The sequence below is a fragment of the Pseudomonas sp. P8_229 genome (genome assembly GCF_034008635.1).
Lineage (GTDB): Bacteria > Pseudomonadota > Gammaproteobacteria > Pseudomonadales > Pseudomonadaceae > Aquipseudomonas.
The window spans coordinates 4,307,110-4,321,661 of sequence record NZ_CP125378.1 but is presented as its reverse complement, the minus strand read 5'-3'; the positions used below and the strand labels follow the sequence as shown (position 1 = coordinate 4,321,661).

General features: G+C 55.8%; 14 protein-coding genes and 3 pseudogenes. 5 read left to right on the top strand and 12 right to left on the bottom strand.

The window, feature by feature from the left end:
* Positions 1-10: 10 nt before the first annotated feature.
* From QMK55_RS19400 to QMK55_RS19370, 7 genes are all read right to left on the bottom strand, one after another.
* Positions 11-619 carry a phage baseplate assembly protein V gene (locus QMK55_RS19400; protein ID WP_102355676.1) on the bottom strand — a complete coding sequence of 203 codons (609 nt, stop codon included), beginning with the start codon at positions 617-619 and terminating at the stop codon, positions 11-13.
* Between the two features lie 3 nt (positions 620-622).
* On the bottom strand, positions 623-1,144 hold the full coding sequence (locus QMK55_RS19395) for a hypothetical protein (protein WP_320329774.1): 522 nt from the start codon (positions 1,142-1,144) through the stop codon (positions 623-625).
* A 72-nt stretch (positions 1,145-1,216) separates the two neighbouring features.
* Positions 1,217-1,558, bottom strand: coding sequence for a phage holin family protein (locus QMK55_RS19390; RefSeq protein ID WP_083366861.1), 342 nt, complete (start codon positions 1,556-1,558; stop codon positions 1,217-1,219).
* 145 nt (positions 1,559-1,703) lie between these two features.
* Complete coding sequence (locus QMK55_RS19385) at positions 1,704-2,135, bottom strand: tail fiber assembly protein (protein ID WP_320329773.1); 432 nt, start codon at positions 2,133-2,135, stop codon at positions 1,704-1,706.
* Positions 2,136-2,303: 168 nt separating this feature from the next.
* Positions 2,304-2,747: a tail fiber assembly protein gene (locus QMK55_RS19380; RefSeq protein WP_320329772.1), complete on the bottom strand. Its 444-nt coding sequence runs from the start codon at positions 2,745-2,747 to the stop codon at positions 2,304-2,306.
* A 68-nt stretch (positions 2,748-2,815) separates the two neighbouring features.
* A complete protein-coding gene (locus QMK55_RS19375) occupies positions 2,816-3,220 on the bottom strand; it encodes a tail fiber assembly protein (RefSeq protein ID WP_320329771.1) in 405 nt (134 codons plus the stop codon).
* 510 nt (positions 3,221-3,730) lie between these two features.
* The gene (locus tag QMK55_RS19370) at positions 3,731-4,474 is read right to left on the bottom strand and encodes a helix-turn-helix transcriptional regulator (protein ID WP_320329770.1); all 744 of its coding nucleotides are present in this window, start codon (positions 4,472-4,474) and stop codon (positions 3,731-3,733) included.
* A 442-nt stretch (positions 4,475-4,916) separates the two neighbouring features.
* Here QMK55_RS19370 and QMK55_RS19365 point away from each other — a divergent pair, with 442 nt between their 5' ends.
* Together QMK55_RS19365 and QMK55_RS19360 are read left to right on the top strand one after the other, a co-directional pair.
* The gene (locus tag QMK55_RS19365) at positions 4,917-5,627 is read left to right on the top strand and encodes a zeta toxin family protein (protein ID WP_320329769.1); all 711 of its coding nucleotides are present in this window, start codon (positions 4,917-4,919) and stop codon (positions 5,625-5,627) included.
* 10 nt (positions 5,628-5,637) lie between these two features.
* Positions 5,638-5,805, top strand: a complete 168-nt coding sequence (locus QMK55_RS19360) for a hypothetical protein (protein ID WP_320329768.1) — start codon at positions 5,638-5,640, stop codon at positions 5,803-5,805.
* A gap of 254 nt (positions 5,806-6,059) precedes the next feature.
* On the opposite strand, the gene QMK55_RS19355 is transcribed toward QMK55_RS19360, so the two are convergent.
* The 4 genes and pseudogenes from QMK55_RS19355 to QMK55_RS19340 form a co-directional block, all read right to left on the bottom strand.
* Positions 6,060-6,548 carry a lysis protein gene (locus QMK55_RS19355; RefSeq protein WP_320329767.1) on the bottom strand — a complete coding sequence of 163 codons (489 nt, stop codon included), beginning with the start codon at positions 6,546-6,548 and terminating at the stop codon, positions 6,060-6,062.
* A pseudogene (locus tag QMK55_RS19350) lies at positions 6,548-6,968 on the bottom strand (cell wall hydrolase). Before QMK55_RS19350 ends, QMK55_RS19355 begins: the two are co-directional and overlap by 1 nt.
* Positions 6,969-7,068: 100 nt before the next feature.
* Positions 7,069-8,160 carry an acyltransferase gene (locus tag QMK55_RS19345; RefSeq protein ID WP_320329766.1) on the bottom strand — a complete coding sequence of 364 codons (1,092 nt, stop codon included), beginning with the start codon at positions 8,158-8,160 and terminating at the stop codon, positions 7,069-7,071.
* Positions 8,161-8,329: 169 nt separating this feature from the next.
* A pseudogene (locus tag QMK55_RS19340) lies at positions 8,330-8,695 on the bottom strand (phage tail protein).
* Between the two features lie 415 nt (positions 8,696-9,110).
* On the opposite strand from QMK55_RS19340, the pseudogene QMK55_RS19335 reads away from it, so the two are divergent.
* The 3 genes and pseudogenes from QMK55_RS19335 to fdxA all read left to right on the top strand — a co-directional run.
* Positions 9,111-9,768 (top strand): annotated as a pseudogene (locus QMK55_RS19335) (tyrosine-type recombinase/integrase); the annotation flags it as partial.
* Between the two features lie 77 nt (positions 9,769-9,845).
* On the top strand, positions 9,846-12,389 hold the full coding sequence (mutS, locus tag QMK55_RS19330) for a DNA mismatch repair protein MutS (RefSeq protein WP_320330268.1): 2,544 nt from the start codon (positions 9,846-9,848) through the stop codon (positions 12,387-12,389).
* Positions 12,390-12,552: 163 nt separating this feature from the next.
* Complete coding sequence (fdxA, locus tag QMK55_RS19325; RefSeq protein ID WP_007908827.1) at positions 12,553-12,876, top strand: ferredoxin FdxA; 324 nt, start codon at positions 12,553-12,555, stop codon at positions 12,874-12,876.
* Between the two features lie 623 nt (positions 12,877-13,499).
* Here the strand turns inward: fdxA and rpoS are convergent.
* The gene (rpoS, locus tag QMK55_RS19320) at positions 13,500-14,510 is read right to left on the bottom strand and encodes an RNA polymerase sigma factor RpoS (RefSeq protein ID WP_038357938.1); all 1,011 of its coding nucleotides are present in this window, start codon (positions 14,508-14,510) and stop codon (positions 13,500-13,502) included.
* Positions 14,511-14,552: the final 42 nt, after the last annotated feature.

Sequence of the window (14,552 nt, the reverse complement as noted above, 5' to 3'; positions counted from 1 at the left end):
AGCTCTTGATTCAGGGACTGATGACACGGCCCTGGTGATCCACCAACGGGCCGCTGAAGTGCACGCCCGAGGCGTCAATGGTCAGGCCGACCGCGCCCAGTTGCAGGCTGATGACCTGCGGCGTCATCACCAGCCGTGCCGGGCCGATGCTCAGTTCCAGCGATTCTCGGGAACCGGTGAAAGCCGCCGGCCCGTTCTGCCAGTGCAAGGTGTGGCTGGCGTCGTCGTAGCCGCTTTCGCTGCCGTCGACATGCACCCGTCGCGTCAGCGTCGGTACCGTCGCCGCCGGCGGAAAGCGCTCGCTGTTCAAGCCAAACAACGCCACGCTCTGCGCCCCGCTTTCACCACTGCCGTAGTTGAACAGCAGGCACTGCTCGCCCACGGAGGGAATCCGCGATTCGCTCTGGGCGCCGGCACTCGGGTTGAAGAACTTGATGGCCGGCGTGAGCAGCCCACCGTGGCTGACCTGACAGGTGTTGCTCGCCGCATCGATTGACTGACAAATGCCGATGCGACAGAAACTCTCGGCGCGTCGGTGCAGGTCGTCGATTTCCGCTTCCATCTCCGCCAGCCGCTCGATGATCGGCCCCAGTTGCATGCGCAGTAATGCGTCGAACATCAATCAGGCCTCCAGCGCGGTGTATTGATCCGGATCGTCGATGTTGCTGACTTCCCAGGTACGGGCGAATTTCGGCGTACCGAGCGGGTCGTCGAGCAGGGTCGGGCCGAGGTAAAGGGTCTGGGTGAAGGTCAGGGTCCACGCCTTGATTTGCTGATCAGCGCGAATAAGCACTGACGGCAAACCATCAATGTTCATCGGCAAATCACATTGATCGCCGGGCAGGCCCCAACGGTTGTCGGTGATCAGGTTTTTCAGCACGGCGATCAGATCACAGGCGGCAAAAGCGCTGGCGGAAACGGCCGGGATGACTTGCATTGAGACCGTCAGGACATGCGCGATGCGTCCGTCAGCGGCACGTGCGCCGGGCGCATTGCGGTCGAAGTCGATCAACACCCAGGCCTGAGCGCCAGGCGCGGTGAAGTCGTCGTGATTGCCAACCTGTACATTCAGGTCGGCAGCGTTGCGCAAAGTTGTCGCCATCGCCGTGAACAGCTGCGAAGGCTGCTGGATCGGAGCGGGCATGCATGACCTCCTTTTCATTTGTCCACGCACAGCCCCGCCGCAATGAAAGCAGCGCGGCTGGAAAGTGGTGGGTTACTGTGGATCGCGAGGCGGCGGTACTTCGCAAACGCCAATGCGCTTGGCAGCCCAGCGTTCGTACAGGCCGATAGCCACGTCGGCCCCGGCCATCGCCGTCAAGCAGCCGAACGCGCCAGCGGCCCAGATCGACATGCCGGCGGCATACAGCAACATGATTGCCGACACGCCGCAGATCATGCAGGCGCCGGAGCGCAGGGCCAGGCGCCGCAGCAATGGCCAGCCGCGGGCGCCCTCCTTGTCGGCACGCCACATTTCGCCGGACACCCCGCCCACGACGGCGAGGAGGATGACCAGCCAGATCGGCATGTCCGCCAACGCTTGTTGCTCGTTTGTCATGTCACGCCTCCTGGTTCCAGTTGATGAGTGTTATGTGTTGGGTTCAAGCGATGTCTCTTCAGGTAGGCATTCCAAAAAGCCCGGCAAAGACGCCGGGCTTTTCAGTAATGCGCTCCCGGTGACGGGTTTGACGCACGTGCCAGCATCAAAAAGGCGCTACCGGCCAGTTGATGGTGTATGGATAACCGGACTGTTTTTCTACACGGGCGACACCCACGTAGAACTGCTTGTACGCCAGCAACAGCGTTTCCTCTTCAGGCGTGGCAACGCCAAGATCGATGCTGTATTGCAGTGGATTCAACTTCAGCCAGTTGACAGCAGCGCTCAGCAACTCCAGTTTCTTCGCAGTTGCCTCATCGGCATGGTCTTGATAGGTCAATTCACTGAAGACCCAGTCAACAAAGTTTACAGTGCTGGCCTTCCAGCCCACCTGGACGGCGGTATTGTTTGTGATATCAACCCAGTGACCATTCACACCATTCGGGTAATAGGTGGGTTTTTCATCGGCTTCCACGATTTCCAGAACTTTGTGGACGACATCCGAATAATAGTATTGAACAAAAGCGAAACGGCTCATTTACTTCTCCTGATAACAACTGATAGCGAGTGTTTTTCTTGCGTTCTGCGCGCCTGCAAAACCACGTAACTTGTTTGACGGGTGTAAGCCAGGAAGGCATTCCAGAAGCCCGGCACAGAGCAGGTCTTTCCAGTAATGCCGTTGCAATTTTTTTTGCGGAAATACCCGTTAGAAGGGAGCCACCGGCCAGTTGATTGCGGCTGGATAACCGGATTGATCTTTGACTTCGCTAAGAGCGATGAAGTACTGCTTATAAGAAAGCAGGGCTGCCTCTTCGGCAGGCGTGGCGATCTCAAGATCCTTCTTGTATTGCAACGGGTTGGAAACCAGCCACTGGATGGCATCTTCCTGCTGCATTCGAATACGAACGGGGGCAATGACCAGATAGTCTTCGTAGGTCAGTTCCACGAAGTTGAACACACTGAAGCCATTATCCCAGGACTCCACCGCCTTCCACCCGACTTGAACGGTCGTGTTACCTGTTGCATCGATCCAGGTACCCGACACCCCTTCAACCGGCGTGGTTGGCAGGCCTTGCTCCGTATCCAGAATCTGGATAACGACTGGAAAACTTGTGGTGTAGCGGTAGCCGATATAAACGTAACGATTCATTGTTGATTCACCTGTACATATTGTTTGTGTTTGTCTGCCTTTGGATCAGCGTGAGGATCTTCGCGTCATCAGTACGGAACGACTGGCCAGTCAATTGCCACTGGGTAGCCCGCCTGCTTGTCGATATCGCTGACAGCGATGCAGTAGTTCTTGTGTGCAACCAGCAACGCCTGCTCTTGAGGGGTGGCGACGGCGACATCCACTTTGAATTGCAGCGAGTTAAGCAGCAGCCAGCCAGCAGCCACATTCAGCAACTGCCACTTCTGCTGTTCGGCCGCGTTGCGCAGGTCTTCGTCGGATGGCGGCGTAAACGTCCAGACTTCATTGAACGTTGCCCCCCAGCCAACACGGATTTCAGTATTACCCGTGACATCAACCCAGGAGGAAGATGGCGAAGCAGGTGCATCCGGAACGACTTCACTTTCCTTGAGTTGAGTAACTCTGTTGTATTCAACCAGTGCATAGAGATTCATTTCGCACTCCTCGCTTTTGTTGTTTCTTGAATGTCGTGATGAAATCTGGCAGGCATTCCAAAAAGCCCGGCAAAGACGCCGGGCTTTTCAGTAATGCGCTCCTTCGCCTTCCTTCAAATCCTGTGTTCAAGAAGGAAGCTGACTTTTCGGCGCTACTGGCGCGGTACGAGTCCGTTCAAATTGTTTTTCCGACCGCGGTCCCTGCCCGCCGGATAACTGCTCTTGGTGCTTTACGCTGCACACCCGGGTCAGTTGCCAACCCTCTGAACCGTTGAGGCCGGTTCATCGCTGCCTGTTCTTGTGGAACTAAAGAGCTGTCTTGCCAGCCGCTTTGTCGAGCGGCTTGGTGGCAAGAATATGCATGAATGCATATTCAGTCAATGCGTAAATGCATTTATTTATGCACAAGAAATGCGCAGATGCATGGAGGCCCCGCCGTTCAAGGATTTGAGGTTTTGCGCGGACGAAAAAAAACCCGCCAAGGGCGGGTTCTATCTGAAGGGGTTCAGGCTAGCGGGCGTACATGCCCCACCAGAAGACGTGACCGAGGATGACGATCTGCTCTTCCTGCATATCCTGGAAGCTGTAGTCCTCGTCAGGATGCTCATCGCGATTGAAGCTGCGCAGACGAATGCCGGTTGGCAGGCGGTAAAGCTGTTTTACCCGCAGTTGACCGTTGTGATTGATCGCGTACAGGTCACCATCGATGATGTCACCGATGCCACACTTGCCCGCATTCACACCGACAGTGGCGCCGTCACGCAGCACCGGCAACATGCTGTTGCCGCGCACCGTCACGCATTTGGCCTGATCGAACTGCACACCGTTATGGCGCAGGCTGCGCTTGCCGAAGCGCAGGCTAGAGCGCTCGCTCTCTTCGATGACGAATCTTCCTGATCCAGCAGCCAATTCAACCTCGCGAAGAAAGGGCACCGATACCTCATCGTCATCGACAGGGGTATCGTCGTCCCACAGGCTTATGTCCTTGAGTTCCGCATGCACGTCATCGCGCGCGCCGCCGGTCGCGGTCGCGACATCTGCACGGCCGCGCAATTGATCGGTGCTCACATTGAAGTATTCGGCAATCTTCGAAATGTGTTTATCCGAAGGATCGACGATCTTCCCGCTGAGAATCCGCGAGAGCGTTGATTGAGGCACGCCGGTGCGACGGTGGAGCTCCGTGGGGGAGATCCCGTGCTGGTCGAGCAGTGCTCTTAAGACGGAGGATACGTTGCGTTTTTGCATAACGCGCATAGTGCTTGAAGTTTTTGATGATGACAAATGCCGATTTGCATAAAATGTGCATAATTCACAATTAAACGCAGAAAAGTGTCAGCGGGCCGTCATGCCTGCGTCGAGCAGACTGCCCATGGTAACCTTGCGCCCATCACGGAAAAGCCCGGCCGTTGCCCCCGCTTTTGCCCTACATCTTTTAACGAGTTGCCTGACAATCCGATGAATAAAGCCGTCTCCGACCTGTCCTCCCACACCCCAATGATGCAGCAGTATGGGCTTGAAATATCTGCAAGCCTTACAGGTAAAGGGTTACAGAGATTTGCTGTCTAAAACTATTGGTTCAGATAGCGCGTGTTCAGGCCAATGAAACCGACATAGGATGAGGTAGTTTTAGACAGCCTGAAGCCGATAGGAAGTGGAGTTGTTTATGGCTAGTGGTACGGTTCCCGCGAGACAAGAAATGACACCCGAAGAACACGAGATTTCGGCTCAAGCGGTCAGCTTTGCTCGCGCCAACAAAAAATCAATCGCCAGGCGTCGTACGGATAGGGCTATTTATCCGTCAGAGGAAGCTCCCGTAACCGTGTTTATGGCTGGGTCTCCCGGAGCGGGTAAAACTGAAGCCTCGATCGCTCTTGTGAACCTTTTCGCTGACACGAAGATCCTAAGGGTTGATCCAGACGAGCTTAGAAATGAGTTTTCTGAATACTCGGGTGGGAACTCTTGGCTTTTTCAGGGGGGTGTTTCGATTCTTGTCGAGAAAATTCTCGACTTCGCGATTGATCAGAGACAGTCCTTCTTACTAGACGGGACGTTCTCAAACATTGATGTAGCCAGAAGAAATGTCGAGCGGTCCTTGAAAAAGGGCAGGTTTGTGCAAATCTTGTACGTCTATCAGAACCCTCTCCTTGCTTGGGGCTTCGTCAAAGCTAGAGAGGCGGCTGAGGGTAGACGGATCCGCAAGGAGCATTTCATCGATCAGTATTTCGCGGCGCGTGACGTTGTTAACGCACTTAAGCTAGAGTACGGCGGCGATGTCCACGTGGATCTACTGCTCAAGCATATCGATAACTCGGGACGACTTTACAAAGCTGGTGTCGATAAAATTGACTACCATATACCTGAGCGCCACACGCGGGCCGATCTAGAGGCCCAGCTCGGGTTACCATAGGAGCGCATTCATGATTTCGTTTAAGATAGGTGCTACCAAGGGCGCAAAAAGCGAATTTGCCGACTTTATTCGTAACGCCAAGTCAGAGCAAAAAAAGCGTGTCTACAGCGAGGTTTTGACTGAGGCCACCAAGCAGCAAAACCTCGTGATGATGCAGGCCGAGACCAAGCAAGGCTGATAGGCCTGCACAGAATTAATGAGAAGCCTGGCTAAATGCCCGGCTTTTTATTTGCCGCTCACTCCTCCCTAGCAGGCCGCCACACACCCCCATCGTGATCCCCTTACAAATCAAGGATTGCAGACCTCAAAGTACGATTTTCGGGCCTGGGCGACTGCCACCGGCAGGCTCGCTGGCTTGAGCGGAAGGGTGGCCTATTCCGTTTTTTCTAGCTGGACCGAGGTCATGCTAATTTTTCCGACCAGAAATATAGGTCAGCGAACCACTTCCCGGACGAATGCCTGGCACGCCTGCAGCGCGATCAGCCCCCGGTCGCCTTCGTCGGTGATGGCGAGAATTCGATGGGCATGCGCCGGGTCAAGTCGGGCGCGTACGGCTGCATAATGCACGCCGCCGGCGGTGGCTGGCACTCCACAGCCTTTGGCAGCGTCGGTTGCGCCGAGGAGGACTGACAACCGCAGATCAGAAGTGGCAAGGCGATCTTGGTCACGTTGGGCATCGGTCATTTTCCTTAAGTGGGCTTGCTCACTGGCCGACAGCCGCTGCTCGAGCGCCAGACGCTTGTCCTGCTCGACCTGCTGGGCGGTGGCGGCCGCTAGGGTCAGTTGATTGATGGCTTCGGCGTGCTGCTGGGCCTGCTCGGCAAGCTGCTTACCGTAGCACCAGTCCTGAAACTGCCAGGCGCTGCCGGCGCCGATCAGCACCAGCGCTATCGCACCCAACGCTTTCCACGGCACGACCATCAAGGCACATCCCTGAAGAAGACGTGCCCGCCCAGCTTGAGCGTCTGCTCGGCCTTCGCCGCCCAGGCCGGCGCCTTGATGCTGGTGGCGTAGTAATGCGTGGCGCCGCTGGTGGGATCCGGCACCTTGCCGTCGATCACTTGGTCTGCAGCGATTCGGCATTGCGCCAGCTAGCGGAACGGGATTTCCTTCACGCCGATCAGGAGCTGATAGTTCGGGTCGGTCTTGTTCCAGCAGTTGAACTGATACGGCTTCTGGCACGAGCCAGCGTAGCCCTCGCCTCACCACGAATTGGTCTTGCCGTCATTCACGCGGTTGCGGATCGTCACGCCACGGCGATCTGACCGGCCGTATCTTCGCCGCGGGCCTCGCCCCCAAGGTGCGGGCAAGGATGTCGCGATCTTTATCTGTTGCAGTCATCACTTTTCTCCAGACGAAAAAAAGCCCGCTTCTTAGCGGGCCGAGATAAAAAGCAATATTTACAATTCCTCTTCGATCACATTACGAATGCTGAACACAATTAACTAACCGCTTGAATTTTCGGTGAGCGAGATGAGATTTTTTTGTGCGCATAACTTATGATTGGCTTCTCCACTAAGTACCAAGAAATAGAAGTAATCAAAAGCGTGCCCAAAAAAATCGTACCGACTAAAAATGGAATTGGATAGGCCAGCGACCCATAGAAACCCAAGATCGGATCATGCCCTCCATACATAATAACTTGTATCAACGGGTAGTGCCAAAGATAGAAACCATATGAAACCATCCCAAGCCAAACTAATGGCTTAATACTCAAAACTCTTACGAGGATGGAGTTTTGATCCGAAACAACTTTAGCGATAACCATAGCTGACGCCACTGCTACGATACCGAAGCCATGTCTACTAAGCGTGAAGTCGGTCATTTCCTGACTAAATAGAACAGCTAGAAGAAATACCAGAGCAGGAATCCAGAGGAGACCTACTCGACGCAGCACATCGGTAGACACTAGAGCCAACAATGATCCTACCAACAAAGCATCAGCATGCGTATCAAACCCATTGTATATTCGAGCCAAATTCGCATTACCAAGAAACAGGTACGTTCTCCAAGCCACGATGCTCAATATTAATGCGAAAATGAAAAGCGGAAGCTTTCGAGGCGAAAGCCATATTAGCAACGATAACAGCAGTGGCCATACCAAATAAAACTGCTCTTCGATTGCTAGCGACCAGGTATGACCTGTCAGCACGGCATCGTACCACTCAAAAGCCCGATACCAATTCATCACGTAAAGCAGAGACGGAATAGTCTCGAGCGTCAAATTATATTTATTATAGACAGCGCAGTAAGCTGCTACGGCAATTAGTAGGAGAATCAATGCGGGATACAAGCGTCTGGCACGACGAATATAAAACCCGATGAAATCAATAGAGCCAGTTTTACTTTTCTCTCTACATAAGATACTTGTAATCAAGTAGCCACTTAATACAAAGAAGACCTCAACACCAATGTAGCCTCCCTTCATCAAGGTTCCACCGGTATGGTGGAAAAATACCGCAATGACAGATAGCGCCCTAAGCCCATCAAGCCCTAAAATTCTTTTTGCTTCACTTTTTTGGTCCGCAAGCATGTCACATAAACCTGAAAAATTACCGACAGTGGCAAATTGTATCCAATGTATCTCTAGAATGATAAACGGAACCGCCTAACTATACGAGTCTTTCGGCAGGACAAGGTCGGTGGCGTAGCTCTTGACTGAATCAACCATGAGCTTGGGCATTTCACGGGTAGGTTTGACATCAGTTAGTTTCGATGGCGCTGAAAACTGGGGTGGCAATAATTTCTGGGGTGGGAGGCTCAGGCGGCCAGATAGGCGCCTGATACCAGATTGCCTGAGCTGTGACCTTGCCGAGCGCGAACTTGTACACCTTCCAGGCCTTCAGAGTTACGAGCAACGAGGCCTGTTCGGTAACATCGTCATCGGCTGCCTCTCCCACTTCAATCCCGAAGCCGATCGTGTCGACTCGATCCAGAATGCGAGAAATCTGTGACACTGCCATGCTGTTTCGGCCCGCAAGCTCGACTTTTGCCAAAGCAAGCGCCTAAGCAGCTAGAACAGCATCCTTCATCGCTTTGGTGATCAATTTGCTCCAATCGACATTCATTTGGCAGCCTCCAAGGCAACAATGGATCTGCCAATGGCTGGGGCAGGCTCACAACACCGTCAGGAACATTGAATAGCGGCTCCGGATATGCCTGCTTCGGGCTGAAATTGATCGGTAGCGGCAAGAATATAGTCAGTGCCAGTTGGCCATCGACGCGATCGACTTGGCCCGCAAACCACTGCGAGTTGATCGCGGTGGCAGGAAGCGTGTCACCGTCAGCCAGTGGCGAAAAGTCAAATACCTCACCATTAACCACCAAGGCATTGCCGCTACGCAAGATGCTCGGCGTGCTATCGCTCCGTATTGGACGCAAATCAATTCTCATCAGAGCCACCTCCCAACTGCAAAAATATTAAACGACAAGAAAGAAGCGATGGTTGATGCAGTAAGAGAAGCTAGGTACAGGCTAAATGTAATGGCCAGCACGCCGAACATGTCGAACCGGGTGATTTCGTTTGTGAGGACGGTCTTCATGTACGCCTTGGAAAGCCAGGTGGTGGAATCCAATCCCTGCACAGGAATCCGGCGACATGCGGAGAAGCGGCGCGACCGGTATATCACCGATGCTGAGTTTGAAAAGATCTGCGAAAAGGCGAGCCCGAACATGCGGGTTACCTATGAGGTGTGCTACCTGACCGGGCAGCGCATCAGCGACGTGATATCCATTCACCTGTCAGATATCTGTGAGGAAGGAAGGTATTGCGTTCAAACAGCAGAAGATAGGCGCTCGCCTGATCGTGCGGATGAGCCCGGACCTTGAGGCGTTGGCGGACAGAACCAAGGCACTGCCGCGCACGATCAGGGGCTTGACGCTGTTCTGCTCGCCGCGAGGCGGAAAACCTGTTCATCACAGCTCGGTGAAGGATGCGTTCAAGCGCAACCGTGACGCGGCTGGGGTCGTCGGGGCAACGCTGCACGACCTCCGCGCGAAGTCCCTGACCGACACCGACAAGCAGGGCAACAATGCCCACAAACTCGGCGGCCACACAGACGCGAAAATGACGGCGCGCTATCCGCGCCTGCGCGATACGGACATCGCAGAGCCGCCGACAATGCCGAAAAAATCCCTGTAGTATTAGACAATTACCCAGTGTCAAATAGACAGATAGAGTCAAAGCCTTTGAAAACCGACGTTTCCAGCCACACCCCGATGATGCAGCAATACTGGCGCCTGAAGAATCAGCACCCGGATCAGCTGATGTTCTATCGCATGGGCGACTTCTACGAGATCTTCTATGAAGATGCGAAGAAGGCTGCCAAGTTGCTCGACATCACCCTGACCGCGCGCGGTCAGTCGGCGGGGCAGGCGATTCCGATGTGTGGGATTCCTTACCACGCGGCGGAAGGCTACCTGGCGAAACTGGTCAAGCTCGGCGAGTCGGTGGTGATCTGCGAGCAGGTCGGTGACCCGGCAACCAGCAAAGGCCCGGTTGAGCGTCAGGTGGTGCGGATCCTCACGCCGGGTACAGTCAGTGATGAGGCGCTGCTCGATGAGCGCCGCGACAACCTGATCGCCGCGTTGCTGGGTGACGAACGTCTGTTCGGTCTGGCCGTGCTGGACATCACCAGCGGCAACTTCAGCGTGTCGGAAATCAAAGGCTGGGAAAATCTGTTGGCGGAACTGGAGCGGGTCAACCCGGTCGAGTTGCTGATCCCGGATGACTGGCCAAGAGACCTGCCGGCGGAAAAACGCCGTGGCGTCAGTCGTCGCGCACCGTGGGATTTCGAGCGTGATTCGGCGCTGAAAAGCCTCTGCCAGCAGTTCTCCACCCAGGACCTGAAAGGTTTTGGCTGCGAAAACCTGACCCTGGCCATCGGCGCTGCTGGCTGCCTCTTGGCCTACGCCAAGGAAACCCAGCGTACCGCCCTGCCCCATCTGCGCAGCCTGCGCCATGAGCGTCTGGATGACACCGTGGTGCTCGACGGCGCGAGCCGCCGCAACCTGGAACTCGACACCAACCTGGCCGGTGGCCGCGACAACACCCTGCAATCAGTGGTCGATCGCTGCCAGACCGCGATGGGCAGCCGTTTGCTGACCCGTTGGCTAAACCGTCCGCTGCGCGATCTGACCGTGCTGCTGGCGCGCCAGACGTCGATCACCTGTCTGCTCGACGGCTATCGCTTCGAAAAGCTCCAACCGCAGCTCAAGGAGATCGGCGACATCGAGCGGATTCTGGCGCGGATCGGTCTGCGCAATGCGCGGCCCCGTGACCTCGCCCGCCTGCGCGATGCCCTCGGCGCCCTGCCGCAACTGCAAGTGGCGATGACCGACCTGGAAGCGCCGCACCTGCAGCGCCTGGCGACCACCACCAGCACCTACCCGGAGCTGGCAGCGCTGCTGGAAAAAGCCATTATCGACAACCCGCCAGCGGTGATCCGCGACGGCGGCGTGCTGAAAACCGGTTACGACAGTGAACTCGACGAACTGCAATCGCTGAGCGAAAACGCCGGCCAGTTCCTGATCGATCTGGAAGCCCGGGAAAAGGCCCGCACCGGCCTGGCCAACCTGAAAGTCGGGTACAACCGCATTCACGGCTACTTTATCGAACTGCCGAGCAAGCAGGCGGAATCCGCTCCGGCAGACTACATCCGTCGCCAGACGCTCAAAGGCGCCGAGCGTTTCATCACGCCGGAGTTGAAAGAGTTCGAAGACAAGGCACTCTCGGCCAAGAGCCGTGCGCTTGCGCGCGAGAAGATGCTCTACGAGGCGCTGCTGGAAGATCTGATCAGCCAGTTGCCGCCGCTGCAGGACACTGCCGGTGCGCTGGCGGAACTGGATGTGCTGAGCAACCTCGCCGAGCGTGCGCTGAATCTTGATCTGAATTGCCCGCGTTTCGTCAGCGAGCCGTGCATGCGCATCACCCAAGGTCGTCACCCGGTGGTCGAGCAGGTGCTGACCACGCCGTTTGTGGCCAACGACCTGAGCCTGGATGACAACACCCGGATGCTGGTGATCACCGGCCCGAACATGGGCGGTAAATCCACCTACATGCGCCAAACCGCTTTGATCGTGCTGTTGGCGCATATCGGCAGCTTCGTGCCGGCAGCCAGTTGCGAACTGTCGCTGGTGGACCGGATCTTCACCCGGATCGGCTCCAGCGACGACCTGGCCGGCGGCCGCTCGACCTTCATGGTCGAGATGAGCGAAACCGCCAACATCCTGCACAACGCCACCGAGCGCAGCCTGGTGTTGATGGATGAAGTCGGACGCGGCACCAGTACATTCGACGGCTTGTCCCTGGCTTGGGCTGCGGCCGAGCGTCTGGCGCATCTGCGTGCCTATACTCTATTTGCGACGCACTATTTTGAACTCACCGTGTTGCCGGAAGCCGAGCCGCTGGTAGCCAACGTGCACCTCAACGCCACCGAGCACAACGAACGCATCGTGTTCCTGCACCACGTGTTGCCGGGGCCTGCCAGCCAGAGCTACGGCCTGGCCGTGGCGCAACTGGCCGGCGTGCCGAGCGAAGTGATCGTGCGTGCCCGTGAGCACCTGAGCCGACTGGAAGACACCGCATTGCCGCATGAAGCGCCCAAGCCTGCCATCAAAGGCAAGCCGGCCGCCCCGCAGCAGAGCGACATGTTTGCCAGCCTGCCGCATCCGGTGCTGGATGAGTTGGCGAAAGTGGATCTCGATGACCTGACCCCGCGTCGAGCGCTCGAATTGTTATATGCACTTAAGAACCGGATCTAAGCACCGAAGAACCGGATATAACGCAAACGGCTTCAAGCTGTTAGAATCTCGCGCGGTTTGGGATGCTGCTGGCTAATAGCCTGGCTGGCAGACATCGCTCCCGAACCTGGCGACCCCAACCGTGAAGGGGCAACGCTGCCGCCGCCTGAGGAGAAAATTAGAAATGACCTTCGTCGTCACCGACAACTGCATCAAGTGCAAGTACACCGACTGCGTAGAAGTGTGTCCGGTGGACTGCTTTTACGAAGGCCCGAACTTCCTGGTAATTCACCCGGACGAGTGCATCGACTGCGCCCTGTGCGAACCAGAATGCCCGGCCGTGGCCATTTTCTCCGAGGACGAAGTTCCGGAAGAGATGCAGGAGTTCATTCAACTGAACGTTGAATTGGCTGAAATCTGGCCGAACATCACCGAGAAGAAAGAATCGCTGCCGGATGCCGAAGAGTGGGATGGCGTCAAAGGCAAGATCAAAGACCTCGAACGCTGATCTGTCGCGCGTTCTGAAAAGGCCCCTTGCGGGCCTTTTTGCTTTTCTGCCTTTAGCTTTTTACGGGCAAAAAAAAGGGGCGGTTTGACCCGCCCACATTTTTTCCCTATTCCCTGTATTCCTTTTCATCGTCCTGATGAATCGCCTCCTGCGATGTCCTTTCCCCTCATCCTTGAAGGGCGTGTCTGTCCGTCGACACAACCCAGATACTAAAGAATTCCCTGCCCGGAGCAATCGACCCTGATGGCCGAAAAGCGCTGTAATAAGCACTTCACATTAAAAAATAAATATACAAATCAATAGGTTAAAAAGCACCGCCAAGTGCAATCGACGTCTGCCGTCCTGGAAAAATAGGGAAGACTTACGAAAGAGTAAGCCAAGGCTTACACCGAGAGACTACAAACGATAAAAATGCCGACCGTATGTCTGGCAATGAGTAGCGTGGTGAGGGCGCTTGCTCCCGCCAGACTGCGCAGCAGACCCTGTTCCAGATAAAGCGTGGCCACTTCATGCCCCAGCGGGAGCAAGCTCCCTCGCCACAGGAAATCCCATTCGATGCTCGAGCAGACAACAAAAAGCCCCGAACCAGTCGGGGCTTTTTGTGGGCGGTCGATCAAAGGCGCTTACTGAAACAGCGACTCGCTCGACAGGCCATTCTTCTCGAGAATTTCACGAAGGCGCTTGAGGCCCTCCACTTGGATCTGCCGCACCCGTTCCCGGGTCAGGCCGATCTCCAGGCCTACATCTTCCAGCGTGCTGCTCTCATGGCCGCGCAGGCCGAAGCGGCGTACGACCACCTCGCGCTGCTTGTCGGTCAGTTCCGAGAGCCATTGATCGATGCTTTGCGACAGGTCGTCATCCTGCAGCAGCTCGCATGGATCGGTCGGACGGTCATCCGTCAGGGTGTCCAGCAGGGTTTTATCCGAATCCGGACCCAGCGAGACGTCGACCGAAGAAACCCGCTCGTTCAGGCCGAGCATGCGCTTGACCTCGCCCACCGGTTTTTCCAGCAGGTTGGCGATTTCTTCGGGTGAAGGTTCGTGATCGAGCTTTTGCGTCAGCTCCCGTGCCGCCCGCAGGTACACGTTGAGTTCCTTGACCACATGGATCGGCAACCGGATGGTCCGGGTCTGATTCATGATCGCGCGCTCGATGGTCTGACGAATCCACCAGGTGGCGTAGGTCGAGAAGCGGAAACCGCGCTCGGGATCGAACTTTTCCACCGCGCGGATCAAGCCGAGGTTGCCCTCTTCGATCAGATCCAGCAGCGACAGCCCCCGATTGACGTAACGCCGGGCGATCTTCACGACCAGCCGCAGGTTACTTTCAATCATGCGCTTGCGCCCGGCAGGATCGCCACTTTGCGACAGGCGCGCAAAATGAACTTCTTCCTCCGGGGAGAGCAGTGGGGAAAAGCCGATTTCGTTGAGGTACAGCTGCGTGGCATCGAGTGCCCGAGTGTAGTCGATGTACTTGTGTTGTTTAAGTGAAGCGGAGTGTTTGGATTTGGAACGAACGGAAGGTGGAGCAGCCCCTTCATCATTCGACATCGAAGATTCCGAATCGATGCCGGTCTCCATAAGGAGAACCTCATCGTCGATGTCAAACTCCGGCACTTCTTTACTGAGAGCCATTGTTATAGTCCTTTGGTGAGTTCGACCCCAAGCTCAAGCGAC